Origin of the sequence: Bdellovibrio bacteriovorus (genome assembly GCF_002208115.1) — a bacterium.
Classification (GTDB): domain Bacteria; phylum Bdellovibrionota; class Bdellovibrionia; order Bdellovibrionales; family Bdellovibrionaceae; genus Bdellovibrio; species Bdellovibrio bacteriovorus_C.
Genome location: NZ_CP020946.1, coordinates 2,473,116 through 2,490,134, shown reverse-complemented (window position 1 = coordinate 2,490,134; position 17,019 = coordinate 2,473,116). Strand labels below are relative to the sequence as shown.

The following is a 17,019-nucleotide window of genomic DNA, read 5'->3' as shown; positions in this document are numbered from 1 at the left end:
TTGTGGTGTTCTTCCAGGGCGAAATAAGCTATAGTGGTCCCTCGTTTTATCCCGGAGTTTCCCAATGAATACCTTTGCTGATTTTGAGCTGCTGCCGTCTCTTTTGAAAACCCTTAAGACTTTGAAGATTTCCAAACCGACGGAGATTCAAAAGCAGGCGATTCCGTTGATCATGAGCCATCAGGCGGTGGTCGGTGTTTCTGAAACGGGAAGCGGCAAAACTTTGGCGTATGTCCTGCCGATTTTGAATTATCTGAAGTCTTTGGAAGAATCCGGTGATCCGGTGAAAGAGGAAAACGCACCTCGCGCAGTGGTCATGGTGCCGTCCCGTGAACTGGGGGAACAGGTCGCCAAGGTCTTTAAATCCATGACTCACGATACAAGACTGCGCGTGCGCCCGGCCCTGGGCGGGATGAGTCTGGAGCAAGCCCGTCGCAACACCTCCGGAACCTTTGAAGTTCTGCTGGCGACGCCGGGGCGTCTGGTGCAGATGCTGAACCGGGATCTGATCAGTTTGCGTGATGTGCGATTTCTGGTTTTTGATGAGGCCGATCAAATGCTGGATCAGGGATTCTTGCCTGATACCAACCGCATTGTCGACTGCTGCCCTGAAGACGTGAACCTGGCGCTGTTTTCCGCCACGGTTTCCAAAACCGTGGAAAAGCTGATGAATGATTTATTCGCGAAAGCGGAAGTCATTCGCAGCAAGAACAGTGGCAAAGTCGTTTCCACTTTGAAAACCAAAAATCTGACGGTCGAGGATGGCAAGCGCTGGCCGTTGTTTGAAAAAGTTCTGTCGCAGAAAGTGGACGGGGGCACCATTGTTTTCGCCAACACCCGTGAACAGTGTGACAAGATTGCCAAAGAATTGACGGACAAGGGATATGCCTGCGTGGTTTATCGCGGTGAAATGGATAAAAACGAACGTCGCACGAACCTGAAGAAGTTCCGCGAGGGTCAGGTCGATCTGTTGGTGGCCACGGACCTTGCCGGTCGGGGGCTGGATGTGTCCAATATCGCTCGCGTCATCAACTATCATTTGCCGAAAGAAATGGAAAACTATCTGCACCGGGCGGGGCGTACGGCGCGCGCAGGTCGTCCGGGGCTGGTGGTGAATCTGGTCACCGAACGGGACGGTCGTTTGATGGCGGCTCTTGATGGAAACAAGCCTCCTTCGCTGGAGAAAAAGACCCAGCATATGGGGAAACCTCGGGTTGGTTCCACCACTCGTTTTAAAGACGCCAAAGGCAAGTCTGGATACGCGAAATCCATGGGAGTAAAAAAGCGCTAACTTGCGCATAGCAGCAGGGGGGCTTTCGGACTTTTTCAGAGCCAGTTAAGACCCTCCCAGACTTGACAGAAATCAGGGCGCGGAGTGTACTGGTACACTATGAGCAAGCCCAATAAAACACCTGTAGATGCGCCTAATTTCCTGAAACAAATCATCGAAAAAGACCTTGAGACTGGCAAAGTCAAAGGCGAAGTGGTCACACGCTTCCCGCCAGAGCCGAACGGATACCTGCACCTGGGGCACGCCAAGTCGATCTGTTTGAATTTTGGTCTGGCTCAGGAATACCAGGGTCGCTGCCATTTGCGCTTTGACGACACCAATCCGGAAACTGAAGAAACTGAGTACGTTGAATCCATCCAGGAAGATGTCAAATGGCTGGGCTTTGACTGGGGTGAGCACCTTTACTATGCGTCTGATTACTTTGAACAGATCTATCAGTGGGCTGAACAGTTGATCAAAGACGGGAAAGCCTATGTGGATTCCCAGAACGAAGAAGAAGTGCGCAAGAACCGCGGGGACTTCACGACTCCGGGCAAGGACTCTCCTTTCCGCAATCGTTCTGTTGAAGAAAACCTGGATCTGTTCCGCCGCATGCGTGCCGGGGAGTTCGAGGAAGGTCAGCATATTCTGCGTGCGAAGATCGACATGCAGTCACCGAACATGAACATGCGTGATCCGTTGTTGTACCGTATTCGCAAGGCGCATCACCACCGTACGGGTGACAAGTGGTGCATTTATCCGATGTACGACTATGCTCACCCGTTGTCCGATGCGATGGAGCATATCACGCATTCCATCTGTACTTTGGAGTTCCAGGATCACCGTCCGTTCTATGACTGGTGCGTTCAGAATGTTCCGGTGCCGGCCGAACCTCATCAGTATGAGTTTGCGCGCATGAACATGACTTATCTGGTGATGAGCAAACGCAAACTTTTGCAACTGGTGAAAGAAAAGCTGGTTTCGGGATGGGATGATCCGCGCATGCCAACCATTTCCGGTGTTCGCCGTCGTGGTTATACTCCGGAATCCATCCGTCGTTTTGCAAAACGCATTGGTGTGGCGAAATCTGAAAGCATCATCGAATACGATATTCTGGAAAGCTGTGTGCGCGATCATCTGGATGAAACAGCTCATCGTGCAATGGCGGTTCTGGATCCGATCAAAGTTGTGATCGAGAATCTTCCGGACGGCCATAAAGAGTTTATCGAAACATCTGTGCATCCGAAGAACACAGAGCTGGGGAACCGCTCTTTGCCGTTCACCAAAGAAGTGTACATCGATGCGGCGGACTTCATGGAAAATCCACCGGATGATTACTTCCGTTTGTCTCCGGGCAAGGAAGTTCGTCTGCGCAATGCTTATGTGATCAAGTGCAAGGACGTGATCAAGGATGCTGCCGGTAAAATTGTTGAGCTTCGCTGTGAATACGATCCGGTGACTTTGGGTGGCAAACCGACAGCCGATGGCCGTAAGGTGAAAGGTATCGTTCACTGGGTTTCTGCGACGGATTGTGTGGATGCGGAAGTGCGTGTGTACGAGCGTCTGTTCAAAGTGGCAGATCCGGAAAACGTGCCGGAAGGTCAGGATTTCAAAGTGAATCTGAATCCGAACTCTTTGAAGGTGATCAAAAACGCGAAACTGGAAAAAGGTTTGAAAGACGCAAAACTTGAAAACCGCTACCAGTTCGAGCGTGTGGGTTACTTCTGCCTGGACAGCAAGGACTCCAAGCCAGGGGCCTTGGTGTTCAACCGGGTTGTTGAACTCGCTTCCAGTCACTAAGAAATAAGAAAATCAAACGATGAAGGCAGCCTCAAGGCTGCCTTTGTTTTAGAGGTGGTCGTTTATGCTGTTTGCTGAAAATGTATATAAAACCCGTCAGGGTAAAGTGGCTGAAGCGTGGAAAAGCCTGCTGGGGCCACAGGATCTGGTGCTGGTTCACAGTGGTGAAGCGGTCCAGAAACCTGGTGGTCTGGATCAGACGTATGATTTCCTTCCTCATCCGTCCTATTTCTGGCTGACCGGACATCGCCGTGATGAGGGTGTGATGGCTTATTCCCTGAGCGAAGGCTGGATCGAACATCAGCGCCCGCTCAGTCCCGTGGATATCGTCTGGGAAGGTGCGGAAGGCAATTTCGAATGTGAAAGCACTCTGGTGGATTTGCAAAAGAAACTGCAGGGTGGGGCGTACAAGCGTGTCTTCCATCTGGGGCAGACTTCTGAAAAGACCTTTGAAGCCGAAACCCGCGAACTTTCCATCAGGCTGGATCAGGTTCGTCGTTGCAAAGATTCCCACGAAGTTCAGCTGATTCGTCAGATTGCGGATATGGCGAACAAAGGCTATCAGGCACTGCAAAATGCCCTGCGTCCGGGAATCACGGAACGTGAACTGCAACTTCACTATGAAAATGCCGTGCTGATGGCGGGTGCTGACAAGATGCCTTATGGCTCGATCGTGGGCAGTGGTGAAAATGCAGCAATTCTGCACGCAGTGCCGACCAAAAAGAAAGTCGCTTCCGGAGAGTTGGTTCTAGTCGATGCCGGTGCTGACGTGGAAGACTATTGTGTTGATATCACGCGTGTCTATGCGGTCGATAGCAAATTCACCCCGCAACAAAAAGACGTCTATGATCTGGTTCACGAAGCTTACAAGGCCTCAGTGGCGATGTGCCGTCCGGGCACGCAGTGGCGTGACGTGCACATGAAATCCGCCCGCGTGATTGCGGAAGGTTTGCAGCAGTGGGGGATCTGGAAAAGCTCGGTGGATGCGGCTTTGGAATCCGGTGCGATTTCCGTGTTCTATCCTCACGGCGTGGGGCACCTGGTGGGTCTGAAAGTGCGCGACACGGGTCATCCAGAAAACTTGAATCCACAAAGATACTATGGCGCACGATTGCGCGTGGATCTGGAATTGAAAGAAAACTATCTGATCACTGTCGAACCGGGTTGTTATTTCGCGCGCGCCTTTATCGAAGATCAGGAAATCCGCGAAAAATACAAAGACCACATTCAGTGGTCCGAGGCAGAAAAGTGGAAGTCCTTTGGCGGGGTTCGTCTGGAGGACGACATCCTGATCACGAAAGGTGAGGCCGAAAGCCTCACCAACGTCGTTTCGAAGTGATTTTACAAAGAGGTCTCCTGGCCTGCCTTAAGCCAGGAAGACCATTTGTGAGTGTCATAGTCGGCGTCTAATTCTGGGACACTCTCATGGGCCTCCATGGAAGTGTCAAAACCATTGGCCTTCTCATCTCCTTCGCGTAAAGGAGCATGTTCAATAGCAGGGGAACTTCCCGCTGCCGATCCTCTGGGCTCAGCCTCGACATTCCACTTCGGACGAGTCAGTATAATTGCCACAATGAAAGCCGCGACGATCAGCGCGATATAGCGTTTACGCATGCATCCCCCTCTCTCCAGAAAAGTCCTATTGCAAAGCTGTGCCGAGTGCTTCCGTGAATATAGGGGGACTACAGGGCCCATTGTTTTGACAGCCTTCAGTCTCTAGACAGGAAGTCAGTAATTGCCTGTTTCTACATTGGAAACAGCAATGATGGAAAAAAGGATTGTCCACTATTTGAACACAGAGGCCAAGTTGGGGGCTGGGGCGGGTGTCACAGGTGTGGTCATGCCATTGGTTTTTTCGTCGCCATCTTCTTTAAAGTGCGAGCGAGTCTTTTTAGGTTGTGCGTTCATTCTTCAATTTACCTATACCAGTCCAATCAAAGCGGCGCCGTATACAGGCGTGTTGCTCGACATCAAGAGTGTCGATGACCGTAACAGTTGGCAAGAGAAATGTTCCATGGGCGGAAAAACAGGAACGATGTTCAGATACATATTTGTTTAGATGACGGGCGGGGGGATTATAGTTCCCACAAACTTCCCAGGAGGAATTGTGGAATCAAACGCAACTTTAAACGTAGGTAAGAAGCTGGTTGAACTTTGCAAGAAGGGCGACAACATGAAGGACTTTGACGAGCAGATGGAAATGCACGGAATTGAAGTGGAAGGTCCTTTTCCATTCGGAGATCGGTTTGCAGTTCATTATAAAATGGACGCGACCGAGAAGAAAACCAACAAGCGGATAAAAATGGAAGAGGTCGCCCTGTATACAGTGAAGGACGGCAAAATTGTCAAAGAAGAGTTTTTCTATAGGATGTGAGTTAACTCGTGTTTTGATGTGAGTCCTTTGAGTATCAGCACTCCTGCTGATTAAGTTTGCGAAATCATCAAGACGTCCACAAGGTGAGAGCTGGTGGAACCGAAGCACGATTTATAGAATCAGTGTGTGAACACCCTAGCTCTTTCCTTTTTTACATTTCTTTTTCTGGCTTCCGCAGTCAGTCAGGCCCGTACCTACAACGTGGCAGTTTTGTATTGGAGCATGAAGATTCCCGGCCAGGTTGCAATGCGCGAGGGGTTTGAAGAAGAGATCAATGCGTACAATAAGGCCAACGAGGAAAACAAAATAAAATTGACTCCCTATGTGGCGGGGGAAGGTCGTGAGGGATTGCTCAGACAAATCGAGCAACTGGATCAGGCCGTGAAATCCGCGCCGGATGCGATCGTCCTCCAGCCTGCCGATATCACAATTCTCAGTCGTGGGGTTCAGGATGCCAACCGTAAAAATATTCCGGTCTTTGTCTATGACCAGTATGTCGTCAATGCCAAGATGACCTCCTACATCAGCAGCGACAACTATCAGGCCGGATGGGACAATGGTCTTTACATCGACAGTCAATTTCCTCCGGAAAAGGTTTTGAGGATTGTGCCGTTTGAATACTTTCGGGTGTCTGCGACCGTTGAGCGCATGGATGGTTTTTTTGATGCCCTTCGCAGTCGCAACCGCAAGTTCACCGTGCTCGGGCATTTTGAAGCGGTGGAGCCTGTCGGGGGTCTGAAGGCGGCGCAGGAATATCTGAAGAAATTCAAGCGCGGCAGTGTGGATGTGATATTCACCAACAATGATGGCGGTGGTTTGATTATTGTGAAAACCCTGTGGGATGAAGGGCATAAAAAACTTGTTCATGCGACCGTGGACGGGGATCCGGCCTCGATTGAAAATATCAAAAACAAAAAAATGACGGTGATTGATTCGGCTCAGTTCTGTGGAGAGCTGGGGCGGGAAACCGCGCGAACCATGATGCATTTTTTCCAGTCAGGCAAAGTGGAGCCGGTGAAATTCATTCCTACATTTCCGGTGACATCGGAATCCCTGAAAGATTATCCCGGCTGGATGGGGCGGCCGACAGAAAAGGTCCGCTTCCAGTCTTTGCGCGATCTGCTTATCAAAGAGGCCAAGGTCGGGAAGCTAAAAAGGGGCGCTATCATCAAAGTGGGTCTGACTCCGTCTTGCCCGTATCTTTGCGAAATGGGCCCGGCAGGATGGTCGGGATATCTTTATGATATTCTTGAAAGCGCTGCGAAGGAAAACAATCTGAAAGTGGAGATTGTCAGCCTGCCCAGTGAAAAGCTGCTGCCGGCTTTGCAAAGTCAGCAGGTTCACTTTGTGATCAGTCCTATTTCAAAGGTTCGCTACACACCGGATCTGCGCATTGTGGGGCCCAAGCTGGGGATGAGTCTGGCCGGAGCCCTGTTCACGCCGGGGGTGAAGCTTCAACTGGTGGATTCGGATTCGCTGGCGGATAAACGCATCGTCTTTGCTCAGTTGGCCCATGAAAAACCGATGCACCTCCCGCCGTCGGATTTCAATCGGTCTCTTAAAATTTCCGGCGGTGAAATCGGCGACCGCATGACCAAGTTGATTGCCGAAAGACGCGTGGATCTTGCTTTGGGGGACTATAATGTCCTTCGCTACAATATGCTGCGCCGGCAGTTGCTGAGCTTTGAAATTCAACCCACGTCTTTGGCGGGCTATAATGCGCTGGTGCTTGTGGGGCACCCGAAAGATCCTGAGCACGGGGGACTTCCGCTGATCCTGAATCAGTGGTTTGAGACTCACCGCGCGTCAGGAAAGCTGGAAAAGATTCTTAATAAATACAACCTGAAAGACTGGAACATCTTTGCTTTGTAGCAGTTTTTCGACATATGATTTTCATGGAAAATGGAGTTTCTATGAAAACACTGGGATTGTCTTTGTTCTTTGTGGCGAGTTCCTGCTGGGCTTTGCCTTCCTATCAAGCGCCCGAGATGCAGGTGCGTGCACACTATCGAAACGCATACAACCTGCCGCCGTTGACTTACCTCAGCAACACGTCACCTTCCATCAATAACCATGGCGATGTGACTTTCAAGCTGATGGCCGTGGATGGCACTCCGAATCAGGCGGTGTGGTACAAGGCCAGGAATGAAAGCAAATGGCAGGTTGTCTATGTAGCCCCGGAAGACCGCTATGTTTCTGATCCGACGGTGAATGATCGTGGAGAAATCACCTTCAGCCCATACACCGAGGTGATGAGTGACGGTCTTTTCGTGTTCGACACGAAGTCAGGAACAACCGTCGAGAAATTATCAGGTCCTGCCAATAAAATGGTCTTTATGGCTTATGTTCAAACCCTGAATGACGGCACTTCCGTTTTCAGAGGCATGGACACCGATTTTGAGCGCGGCTTTTATGAAGTTAATGGCGGCCTGAAAACCGTTGCCCGGGAAGGTCAGAAGAACTTTGAAGTTCCCTCGGCGTATTTGTTCAAACCTGCCGTGAATGATAAAAAGCACTGGGCGTTCAAAGTTCGTGTGGGTGAACGCGGTGAAATCGGCAACGAGCAATCCGATCAGATCCTGCTGGTTAAGCCAACGCCGCAGGGATATGACAAGATCATCGTGGCTCAGGATAACAAGGGCGACGTGAATTCTCCATTCACTGGGTTTGGTAACGGAGTGACCATGGCTCAAAACGGCCTGGTGGCTTTCGTGGGGTATGACAAGAACAACGCCAAGTCACTGATCCTTTGGGAAAATGGCAGCCAGACGGCACTGGTTAGCGAAGGCCAAAACGGAATCTCAGAACTTGAGCTGTTCTCTCCGAAAGTGAATTCCAACGGGGTGGTGGCCTTCCGTGCGAAAAATGAAAAAGGCTTGCGCGGCATCTATGTGGCCTCCAAGGACGGTATCAAACGCCTGATCGGCGAGGGCGACAGCATCCCGACGGATCTGGGGCCGGGACAGATTCTGCAAAGAAAAGACTTCCCGGGATTTGCCGGGGATATCGATATCAACGAAAAGAATGAAGTGGTCTTTGCCTGTGTGGTTGCCACCACCGACAATCAGATCACCGGAGACGCGGTTTATCGCATTTCTCCGGCCGGTCTTTAACGGGCACATTCCCGCAACAGCGAGGCACAGCGATCCAGGATGGTGGCGCGGATTTTATCCCGCTGCTCTGAAAACTCCGGATGCTTGCTTGTTTGCACGATTTTATAAAGGCTGATAGTTCGGACCAGATCTATCAGCCTTTGTTTTTCCGGCCCTCGTGAGAGCGGGAATTTTGGGATTTCGCGGTTCAGGGTCACGGCTTTTTCGACGGCTTCGGTCCAGTCGATTTCTGTCTGAGTCAGATAGATGGTCGGCACAAAGCCGGTCTTTTTGATCGCCTGCTCTTCACTTTTTAGCTGAGTGTTCAGCCAGCGCAGTTCGTTTACGATGGCATTAAATTCAGCGTCGTGCTTTTTTCCGAACAGGCTGAAGACGGTTTTTTTCCAGGCTGCGCAAAAATCATCGAAATCAATGTTTTCGGCTTTTTCAAAAAACGGCGGGTGAGTGATATAGTGCAGGGTCTTGCCAAGGACATCCTTGGAAATCACCGCGCTGTCCGTTTTATGTCCCAGACGCATCAGATTATGGGCCCAACTGACAATGTTCATGACTGAATGACTGTTCACCAGACCGCTGCGGAAATTCAGATGAAAACCTTCATACACGGCCATGCTCATCGGGCGGTCGAGCAGTTGATCCATATGGGATTTGCGGCGTTCGCTGCGGGCGATGGCAAAAAAATCTTCCAGACGGTCCGAGAACTTTTCAAAGGACTCGTTCCACAGACCTTCATTCTGGCAGGTTTTATATAGCTGAAAGGCTTTGGCCGGAGTGGGTTCCGCCTCGTCCAGCAGGGCATTGATCTTTTGTTCCAATAAACGTGGGAATGAATGCCATAGTTCCTTGATCATGGACTTAAGAATAGCACGTCTCTGACAGAGAAACTGATTTCCGTTTTTTGTCGATTCTTTTGACGATTCCCCTCTGAAAAACGACTTATTGCCACTTCGCAAATTACTGCGGGGATCTTTGCCGCTCTTTGCAGGGGAATTTAGTATAATAGGACTGAACAAGGAGGTTGCTCTATGTTGTTTTCTAAACCTTTTAAATCAGTTTGTGCGCTTTCCATGGCGGCATTCATTTCCCAGGCGCCCGCCGTGGCCTTCGCCGAGGTCAACCGCATGATTCCCACCACGACGCTGATTGAAGAGCTGAACCGGGAGGAGGCCACAGCTCAGGTGCAGGATTTCCTGAGCCGCGAGGATGTTCAGGCAGCCCTGATTCAACGCGGCCTTTCGCCTGCCGAAGCGTCTGAGCGTTTGGCCAGCTTGTCCGTGGCCGAGCTGAATGACCTTTCAAAACAGGTGCAGGAAGCCAAGGCCGGAGGCGACATTCTGGTGACCATCCTCATTGTGGTCTTGATCATCTTCCTGATTAAGCGAATCTAAGATGAAATTCATCTGGCAGATAACAGGAATTTTGCTGCTGACTGCGGGTTGTGCCAGCACAACTCCGCAGGTGGATTCGTTGAATCTGCATTCGTTGGTTCCGCAAAAAACAGAAATAGCCGGTGTGCCGTTTGTTGAACAAAGCGCAGGCCATTGTGGCCCGGCGACACTCACCATGGCTTTGCAGTGGGCGGGAAGCCGTGTGTCTGTGTCGACGGTGACCTCCCAGGTCTACACGCCGGGAATGAAAGGCAGTTTGCAAACAGACATGATAAGCGGCGCCCGTCGTCAGGGCATGATGGCCTTGCCGGTGACGGGTGTGCAGAATCTGATGCGCGAAGTGCGGGCGGGGCATCCGGTGATTGTTTTTGAAAATCTGGCGTTAAGCTGGCTTCCCCAATGGCATTATGCCATCGTCTACGGCTTTGATCCCGGCAGCGAAGAAGTGATCATGCACTCCGGACCGGAAGCGGGAAAACGCTGGGACATTCGTAAATTTGAGCGCTCCTGGAAGCTTGGGGATTATTGGGGGTTGGTGGTGCTGCCTCCGGGCAAGTTGTCGGTCACGGCGTCTGAACGAGCGCACGTTACGGCGGCGGCGGCGTTGGAATCAGTCGGAAAAAGTGCCGAAGCTGAAAAGTCCTATCAAAGTATTCTGGCACGCTGGCCGCAAAGTTTGGCGGCTTATGTGGGGCTGGGAAACATTCATTATTCGCGAAAACAGTATTCAGAAGCCATCAGTCATTTGCAGAAAGCCACATCCCTGCAACCGGAATCTGCCGTGGCCTGGTATAATTTGACAATGGCACAGGCCGCTGTGGGGCAGTTCTCCGCCGCACGCAAAAGCGCCCAAGAGGCTTTGCGCTGGGTGGGCCCGGAATCAAAAGATTTTTACGCGAAACATCTGCAGTCCTTTCTGGATGGACCGTGATTGTTGACAGCCTTTTGAGGGGGCGATGACGGTTGCGGGAAGCTCTTTTACCATAGGGTAGGGAGCTTTGATGCCAGCAGAACAGGAACAGAACAATCAACTGTTACGTCGCTATCAGACCATTTTTGATTCAAAAATGGTGGGCATCCTTTCCACGAACATGAACGGTCAGATCCTGGATGCGAACGACTATTTTTTGGAAATGGTCGGCTATACCCGTGAAGACCTGAAGGCGGGGAGGCTGAATTGGAAAACCCTGACCCATCCCAAGTATCTGGAGCAGAGCCTGAAGGTCGCAGAGCTTCTGAAAACCCAGCGTTCTGTTCCGGTTTTTGAAAAGGAGTATATTCATAAAGACGGACATCTGGTGGCGGTGCGCCTGGGTCTGACGATGTTTGAAGACGGCACTGTGATCACTCTGGTTCAGGACATTACGGAACAAAAAGAAAGCGAAAGAAAGCTTGAGGAGGCCAAAGTTCTGTTGGAAGAGCGCGTGGCTGAACGCACCCGGCAATTGGTGGAATCAGAGTCTTTTCTGTCGGCGATTTTTGAAAACATGCCGAACATGATATTTGTCAAGGATGCCCGGGATCTGCGTTTCGTCCGTTTCAACAAGGCGGGTGAGGATCTGATCGGTATTCCCCGGTCTGAGCTGATTGGGAAAAATGACTATGATTTGTTTCCCAAGGAACAGGCTGATTTTTTTACTGCGAAAGACCGTGATGTTTTAAAGGAATCAAAAATTGTCGACATTCCCGAAGAGGAAATCAATACCACCCACGGCGTACGTTATCTGCACACGCGCAAGATTCCGGTCTTTGACAAAGAAGGACGGCCTCAGTACTTGCTGGGTGCTTCCGAGGACATCACTGAACTGAAAAAAGCGGAAAGACAGCGCGCCATTCTGGTGAAAGAGCAAATCGCTCGCAGTGCGGCTGAACTTCGTGCCCAGCAGATGGGTTTTTTGTCGGATCTGACCTTCGCCATGACCCAGTCATTTGATCTGGATAATATTTTAAAAGCCTTCACTGAAAAATCGATTCCGACTTTGGCGGACATTTGCATAGTGGATCTAATGGATGAAGAGGGGCTTGAGATTTCCCACACCCAGATCGCCGCCAAGAATTCCGAAGACAGCGAATTTATTCAGAGCTGGCGGGAAAAGTTTCCGATGCGCTGGGACGGCACTTATGGGGCGGCCAGTGTGATTCGATCGCGCAAAACAGAAATCATCAACGGGGTGGATTTGGACCAGTTTTTGAAGTCCGCTTTCGGTCCCGAGGCCGCCCTGACGGAACGCCCGATTCATGCGGAAGCCTTTATGACAGTGCCGATCCTGTTGCGGGATGAAAAACCACTGGGGGTTATCAGCCTGATTTCGACCACGCCCGGCCGGCACTTTTCTCCGATTGATCAAAGTATGGCCGAAGAAATTGGCCGGCGGCTGGCGGTGTTGATTGAAAATTCCCGGCTATATTATCGGGCGCAGGAGGCCAGCCGGGCCAAGACGGCGTTCCTGGCCAATGTCAGTCACGAGATTCGCACCCCGCTGGGGGCGATGCTGGGGTTTGCTGAAATTCTGAAAGAAGATGAAAGTTTGCGCGAAGAACAGAAAGAAGCTGTCGAGACAGTGCTGCGCAACGGGCAGCAACTGCTGCATATCGTGGATGAGATTTTGGATATTTCGAAAGTGGAATCCGAGCGCATTCAGATCGAAAGCATTGTCTTTGATCTGCCGGATCTTTTGCATGATGTGATCCATCTGCTGCGTGGCCGGGCCGAGGAAAAGGGAATTGAGCTGCGACTGCGTCTGGGGTCCTTGCCGCAAAAGATTCAGTCAGATCCCACCCGGCTGCGCCAGATTCTGATTAATGTGATCGGAAATGCCATCAAGTTCACCGATTCCGGGTACGTCGAAATGGAGGCCCGCTCACGCAACGGCAGGCGCCGCGGTGGACATCAACGCATCGAATTCCTGGTCACTGATACGGGCATCGGGATTTCCGCTGAACAGCGAAACAATTTATTTCAACCATTTTCCCAGGCCGACAGTTCTACCACGCGGCGTTTTGGGGGAACGGGACTGGGGCTGTTTCTGTCCAGAAAACTTGCGCGTCTGCTGGGCGGGGATGTGATTTTGAACACCAGTTCCGCGGGGATCGGCAGCAGCTTCCTGATTTCCATTTTAGGCAAAGAGGTCACAGGGACTCAACGTGTGTATGTGCCAAAGACCTCCACCGACTCCATCCCGGCATCTTCCCGCAAGGTGGAAACCGTTCTTGTGGTGGACGATGCCATGGATAGTCGGGAACTTTTTAAAAGATTTATCATCCGCGCAGGGATTCCGGAAAACCGCATCCAGACGGCTGCCAACGGGGCCGAAGCTGTGCGCAAGGCGCTGGAGAAACCCTTCAGTCTGATTCTGATGGACATTCAGATGCCCGAGATGGATGGCTTCCAGGCGCTTAAAAAACTGCGCACACAAGGATATCGTGGACCCATTGTGGCTTTGACAGCCCATGCGATGAAGGGGGATCGGGAAAAATGTCTGGCTGCGGGGTTTGACGGGTATCTGCAAAAACCCCTGGATCGGGCCGAGTTAAAACGTGTGCTCAGTCTGGATTTTTCAAAACAACAGTCTTCGCGTGATGCGGAACTTTAATTCAGTGGCCCTTGTACCCGGGTCAGAATATCGTTCAGCAGGTTCATGTCGACGGGTTTGCTTAAGTATCCGTCGAATCCGTACTCCATCGATTTTTTCTGACCTTCCACGCTGGCTTGCGCGGTCAGGGCCACAATCGGACGGGTGTAACCCTTGGTGCGAAGCTGGGTGGTGGCCTTATAGCCATCCATGACCGGCATTTTGATATCCATCAGAATAACATCAAAAGGGTTGGCCATGGCTTTGTTGACGGCTTCCTCTCCGTTTTCAGCGGTGTCGACGTCGGCACCTTGCTTTTTCAGATAGCGGTTCATCAGCACACGCAAATCTTCAGAATCGTCCACCACCAGGACCCGGCGGTCTTTCAGGAAGCCGGTTTCCTTTGCGATCTTCACGCGGTCCAAAGCCTGGATCTTGTGTTTGGAAGGGGCCACAAGTTTCAGATTTTGCACCGGTCCGACATTCAGGGAAAGTTCAAAGGTGCTGCCTTTGCCCAGTTCCGAATTCACCAGGCGCAGACGGCCGTTCATCATGCGCGCCAGACGTTCTGAAAGGGCCAACCCCAAACCCGAGCCCTGCACGCGCTGAACCTCGGCACTTTCCCCGCGCACAAAAGGCTGGAACAGGTTTTTTTGAGTGGCCTCATCCATGCCCATCCCGGTGTCTGTCACAGAAATTGTCAGATGCCCGCTGTTGTTCATGTCTGAATAGAAAGCCACGCGCACGGTGATCGCTCCTTCATGGGTGAACTTCACGGCATTGGATAAAAGGTTGATCAGCACCTGACGGAAGCGCACCGAATCCGATTCGATGATTTCAGGGATCTGGGATTCATAGTAAATCTGGATGTCATGTTTTTGATCTTCCAGAGCCGACCGAATGACACTTAAAGAGTCTTCCAGTTCCCGCGCGGGATTCATCGGGGCTTTTTGGATGTACAGGCGGTTGGTTTCAATTTTTGAAAGATCCAGCAGATCATTCACCAAAGAGGCCATAAAGTTCCCCTGGCGGTGGATGGACTGAACATCCCGGCGGCTTTGTTCATCCAGATGCGGATTGCGCAAAAGGGTGTCGGCAAATCCCAGAATGGCCGCCAGCGGAGTGCGAATTTCGTGGCTGGCGTTGGCAAGCAAAACGGATTTTGCATTGTTGGCCGCTTCGTGCAGATCGCGTTCACGGCGCAAAAGCTCTTCATTGCGTTTCGTGGTGATGTCCCAGGCAATCCCAGTGGCACGGTAAGGAACATTGTCGGGGTTGCGATAGAAGCGCCCCTTCAAAGCCACGTGGCGGGCGGAGCCAAAGGTGTCGGTCAAGATCGCCTCTGTATCAAGCTCCAGAGTGGCGTGACGATTTTCTTTCAGCAAAGCTTTCAGTTGTTCAGTGCCATCGGGGAACAACGAGGCATTTCCTTCGCAGTGCAGACTGTCCGTCGCCATGTCCCAGTCCCAGGTCAAAGCATCGGAAGATGCCATGGACATGCGCAGATGTTCTTCATTCTTTTGCAGCCTGGTGTCCATGGTCAGAAGTTTGATGATCGCCTGATTCAGGTTTTTACCCATGACAATCATCAGACCGCAGTACACCATCACCAGCATTCCCACCAACAGATGATGGGGTTGTCCCGATGTCACATACCCAATTCCCCAACCCAGCATTGCCGGTGCCACCACACACATCATGGCGACTCGTGAAGAAACATAAGTGATCATGGCCCCTGCAGACATCGAACACACCAGAAGGGCGGTCAGAATCTGCTGGGGGGTCGAACCAAAAGGCGCCACCAAACCCACCGCCGCCCAACAAAGCCCGGAAACCAGCAGCAGTCCGCACATGGCGCGATGCCAGAAGTGAGTTTCATCCACGTGGCGCAAGGTGGGTTTTACGCGTTTCCAGCGATACAACATGGACAGGCGAATCAACACGGAAGTAAGCAGTACCGCCACCCAAGTCAGGGAAAAGGCATGAGATACATTGTTCCAGGAAATATACAGAAAGGCGGCGGCATTGGCGAAAATAACGATCACGCCATTGATGCTTTGGCGATAGATAAGATCAATTTTTCGAACAGCCAAATCCAGGGATTCGTAATTGGAGTTGTTCGATGTGATGGATGGAAGATCCGCTTTGTTCGCCATTTGTCTGTGATATTACAAGGGCGGTGTTCTTTAGGCAAATTGCATCGGCTTCATGTTGGAGGCTGCCAAGAGAACAGCTTATGAATTTGATCCCATTTTTCACACGGCGGAGCCTCAATGACGACGGGTTTTCCGTTCCACGGGCTGTCCATTTCGATCTTGGTTGCCTTCAAACACAGTCCTTTGATGTTTAAAGTGTCTCTGAAGAAGCGATTGTGATGAGAATCACCGTGTTCGATGTCTCCCAACAGCGGGTGCGCAATGCGGTCAAAATGACGACGAATCTGATGCCAGCGGCCGGTCACCGGATGAGCCTGAACCAGAGAGTAGCGTGAAGTCGGATATTTTTTACCTACTGCATAGGGAAGTTCCACTTGTGCCAGACTGTGAAACACCGTTTGGGCTTCGACAATGCTTTGTCCTTCATCGACTTCCAGAGGCAAGTCGATGCTGCCGGACGCGGGCACAAAACCGCGTACCACGGCATGATAGGTTTTATGCATCCGGCGTTCCGCAAAAAGAAAATTGAGTTCACGCGCATCCTGACGGCTCATCGCAAACAGGACAATCCCGCTGGTCGGCGCATCCAGACGATGCACCGGAAAGACGTCTTTTCTGAACATCTTGCGCAAGTGCCACAGGCAAATGCGTTCTTTGGGAACGGGATACGGAGACAGCTCCGGCGGATGCACAAAGAATCCTGACGGCTTGTCGATGGCAAAAAAGTTTTCATCCTGATAGATGATTTTCAAAGGGCTTTCGCTGCTCATGCGGGATCTTTCAGATAGTACCTTTTAAATTCACTGTTCAGAATTTCTTCGCCGCGGGAGACGGTCAGCGAACCGTCCTGCACCATCAAGCCAAAGCGGAACTCACGCGAGCTTTCTTCCCCCAGGGCTGTCAGAAATTTGTCATCCAACTGCCAGATTTCAATTTTTTCGGGTTGGTGCACATTTTCTTTTTCACAATCGCGCAGTATCTGGGAGGCGTCTTTGTAAGTGTAAACTTTGACGGCTTGCGCGGCTTTTGAAGCCTTGTGCAGTTTTTTCGGACTGGGATTTCCAATTTCTATCCACAAAAGAGTTCTGCCGCTGGTGGCATCACTGTGGCTGAGGGCTGCGGACTCGGGATCACCCAAACCCTGTGCGGAAAACTCCAGACCCTCGGTAACGTTGCAGGCATAAGCCAGAGCCCGCGTCAGCAAATAGGGCATGGATTCCGACGGATGCATCGCCAGACGGAAATCAAGCTGTTCATAAATACCGCGGTCGATGTCGGAAAGATCAATCCGAAACCGGTACAGTTTGGAGGGTTGTGCCATGGGGCGTAGCATAGGAGTTTTCCCC

General features: G+C 51.4%; 15 protein-coding genes. 10 read left to right on the top strand and 5 right to left on the bottom strand.

What is annotated here, in order from left to right; genetic code table 11:
- Nucleotides 1-64: 64 nt before the first annotated feature.
- The 3 genes from B9G79_RS11915 (at nt 65) to B9G79_RS11905 (ending at nt 4,409) form a co-directional block, all read left to right on the top strand.
- A complete protein-coding gene (locus tag B9G79_RS11915; protein WP_088565700.1) occupies nt 65-1,291 on the top strand; it encodes a DEAD/DEAH box helicase in 1,227 nt (408 codons plus the stop codon).
- Between the two features lie 99 nt (nt 1,292-1,390).
- Nucleotides 1,391-3,070: a glutamine--tRNA ligase/YqeY domain fusion protein gene (locus tag B9G79_RS11910; RefSeq protein WP_088565699.1), complete on the top strand. Its 1,680-nt coding sequence runs from the start codon at nt 1,391-1,393 to the stop codon at nt 3,068-3,070.
- Nucleotides 3,071-3,134: 64 nt separating this feature from the next.
- Nucleotides 3,135-4,409 carry an aminopeptidase P family protein gene (locus B9G79_RS11905; RefSeq protein WP_088565698.1) on the top strand — a complete coding sequence of 425 codons (1,275 nt, stop codon included), beginning with the start codon at nt 3,135-3,137 and terminating at the stop codon, nt 4,407-4,409.
- A gap of 2 nt (nt 4,410-4,411) precedes the next feature.
- Here B9G79_RS11905 and B9G79_RS11900 read toward each other — a convergent pair whose 3' ends face one another.
- The gene (locus B9G79_RS11900) at nt 4,412-4,684 is read right to left on the bottom strand and encodes a hypothetical protein (protein WP_088565697.1); all 273 of its coding nucleotides are present in this window, start codon (nt 4,682-4,684) and stop codon (nt 4,412-4,414) included.
- A 121-nt stretch (nt 4,685-4,805) separates the two neighbouring features.
- On the opposite strand from B9G79_RS11900, the gene B9G79_RS11895 reads away from it, so the two are divergent.
- The 4 genes from B9G79_RS11895 to B9G79_RS11880 all read left to right on the top strand — a co-directional run bounded on the left by B9G79_RS11895 (nt 4,806) and on the right by B9G79_RS11880 (nt 8,557).
- Nucleotides 4,806-5,129, top strand: coding sequence for a hypothetical protein (locus B9G79_RS11895; protein ID WP_157678777.1), 324 nt, complete (start codon nt 4,806-4,808; stop codon nt 5,127-5,129).
- A gap of 48 nt (nt 5,130-5,177) precedes the next feature.
- A complete protein-coding gene (locus tag B9G79_RS11890; protein ID WP_088566873.1) occupies nt 5,178-5,444 on the top strand; it encodes a nuclear transport factor 2 family protein in 267 nt (88 codons plus the stop codon).
- A gap of 126 nt (nt 5,445-5,570) precedes the next feature.
- Entirely contained in the window at nt 5,571-7,316 is a 1,746-nt protein-coding gene (locus tag B9G79_RS11885) for a substrate-binding domain-containing protein (RefSeq protein ID WP_088565695.1), read from the top strand.
- A 41-nt stretch (nt 7,317-7,357) separates the two neighbouring features.
- Entirely contained in the window at nt 7,358-8,557 is a 1,200-nt protein-coding gene (locus tag B9G79_RS11880) for a DUF7453 family protein (protein ID WP_232468620.1), read from the top strand.
- Here the strand turns inward: B9G79_RS11880 and B9G79_RS11875 are convergent.
- Nucleotides 8,554-9,408 carry a hypothetical protein gene (locus B9G79_RS11875; RefSeq protein ID WP_198298005.1) on the bottom strand — a complete coding sequence of 285 codons (855 nt, stop codon included), beginning with the start codon at nt 9,406-9,408 and terminating at the stop codon, nt 8,554-8,556. The two genes, B9G79_RS11880 and B9G79_RS11875, sit on opposite strands and share 4 nt — an antisense overlap.
- Nucleotides 9,409-9,582: 174 nt before the next feature.
- Here B9G79_RS11875 and B9G79_RS11870 point away from each other — a divergent pair, with 174 nt between their 5' ends.
- From B9G79_RS11870 to B9G79_RS11860, 3 genes are all read left to right on the top strand, one after another.
- Complete coding sequence (locus tag B9G79_RS11870; RefSeq protein ID WP_088565692.1) at nt 9,583-9,945, top strand: PA2779 family protein; 363 nt, start codon at nt 9,583-9,585, stop codon at nt 9,943-9,945.
- Nucleotide 9,946: 1 nt separating this feature from the next.
- A complete protein-coding gene (locus tag B9G79_RS11865) occupies nt 9,947-10,876 on the top strand; it encodes a PA2778 family cysteine peptidase (protein ID WP_088565691.1) in 930 nt (309 codons plus the stop codon).
- 70 nt (nt 10,877-10,946) lie between these two features.
- Nucleotides 10,947-13,538: a PAS domain S-box protein gene (locus tag B9G79_RS11860; RefSeq protein WP_232468619.1), complete on the top strand. Its 2,592-nt coding sequence runs from the start codon at nt 10,947-10,949 to the stop codon at nt 13,536-13,538.
- On the opposite strand, the gene B9G79_RS11855 is transcribed toward B9G79_RS11860, so the two are convergent.
- The 3 genes from B9G79_RS11855 to B9G79_RS11845 are packed head-to-tail and all read right to left on the bottom strand — an operon-like array spanning nt 13,535 to nt 17,006.
- On the bottom strand, nt 13,535-15,673 hold the full coding sequence (locus B9G79_RS11855; protein WP_088565689.1) for a hybrid sensor histidine kinase/response regulator: 2,139 nt from the start codon (nt 15,671-15,673) through the stop codon (nt 13,535-13,537). The genes B9G79_RS11860 and B9G79_RS11855 overlap by 4 nt on opposite strands.
- 50 nt (nt 15,674-15,723) lie before the next feature.
- Entirely contained in the window at nt 15,724-16,443 is a 720-nt protein-coding gene (locus B9G79_RS11850) for a pseudouridine synthase (protein ID WP_088565688.1), read from the bottom strand.
- On the bottom strand, nt 16,440-17,006 hold the full coding sequence (locus B9G79_RS11845; protein WP_232468618.1) for a YaeQ family protein: 567 nt from the start codon (nt 17,004-17,006) through the stop codon (nt 16,440-16,442). The genes B9G79_RS11850 and B9G79_RS11845 overlap by 4 nt, the downstream gene beginning before the upstream one ends.
- Nucleotides 17,007-17,019: the final 13 nt, after the last annotated feature.

Coding starts and splice junctions, on each gene's coding strand:
- B9G79_RS11915 (WP_088565700.1), top strand. CDS start 65: ATGAATACCTTTGCTGATTTTGAGCTGCTGCCGTCTCTTTTGAAAACC.
- B9G79_RS11910 (WP_088565699.1), top strand. CDS start 1,391: ATGAGCAAGCCCAATAAAACACCTGTAGATGCGCCTAATTTCCTGAAA.
- B9G79_RS11905 (WP_088565698.1), top strand. CDS start 3,135: ATGCTGTTTGCTGAAAATGTATATAAAACCCGTCAGGGTAAAGTGGCT.
- B9G79_RS11900 (WP_088565697.1), bottom strand. CDS start 4,684: ATGCGTAAACGCTATATCGCGCTGATCGTCGCGGCTTTCATTGTGGCA.
- B9G79_RS11880 (WP_232468620.1), top strand. CDS start 7,358: ATGAAAACACTGGGATTGTCTTTGTTCTTTGTGGCGAGTTCCTGCTGG.
- B9G79_RS11875 (WP_198298005.1), bottom strand. CDS start 9,408: ATGATCAAGGAACTATGGCATTCATTCCCACGTTTATTGGAACAAAAG.
- B9G79_RS11870 (WP_088565692.1), top strand. CDS start 9,583: ATGTTGTTTTCTAAACCTTTTAAATCAGTTTGTGCGCTTTCCATGGCG.
- B9G79_RS11865 (WP_088565691.1), top strand. CDS start 9,947: ATGAAATTCATCTGGCAGATAACAGGAATTTTGCTGCTGACTGCGGGT.
- B9G79_RS11860 (WP_232468619.1), top strand. CDS start 10,947: ATGCCAGCAGAACAGGAACAGAACAATCAACTGTTACGTCGCTATCAG.
- B9G79_RS11855 (WP_088565689.1), bottom strand. CDS start 15,673: ATGGCGAACAAAGCGGATCTTCCATCCATCACATCGAACAACTCCAAT.
- B9G79_RS11850 (WP_088565688.1), bottom strand. CDS start 16,443: ATGAGCAGCGAAAGCCCTTTGAAAATCATCTATCAGGATGAAAACTTT.
- B9G79_RS11845 (WP_232468618.1), bottom strand. CDS start 17,006: ATGCTACGCCCCATGGCACAACCCTCCAAACTGTACCGGTTTCGGATT.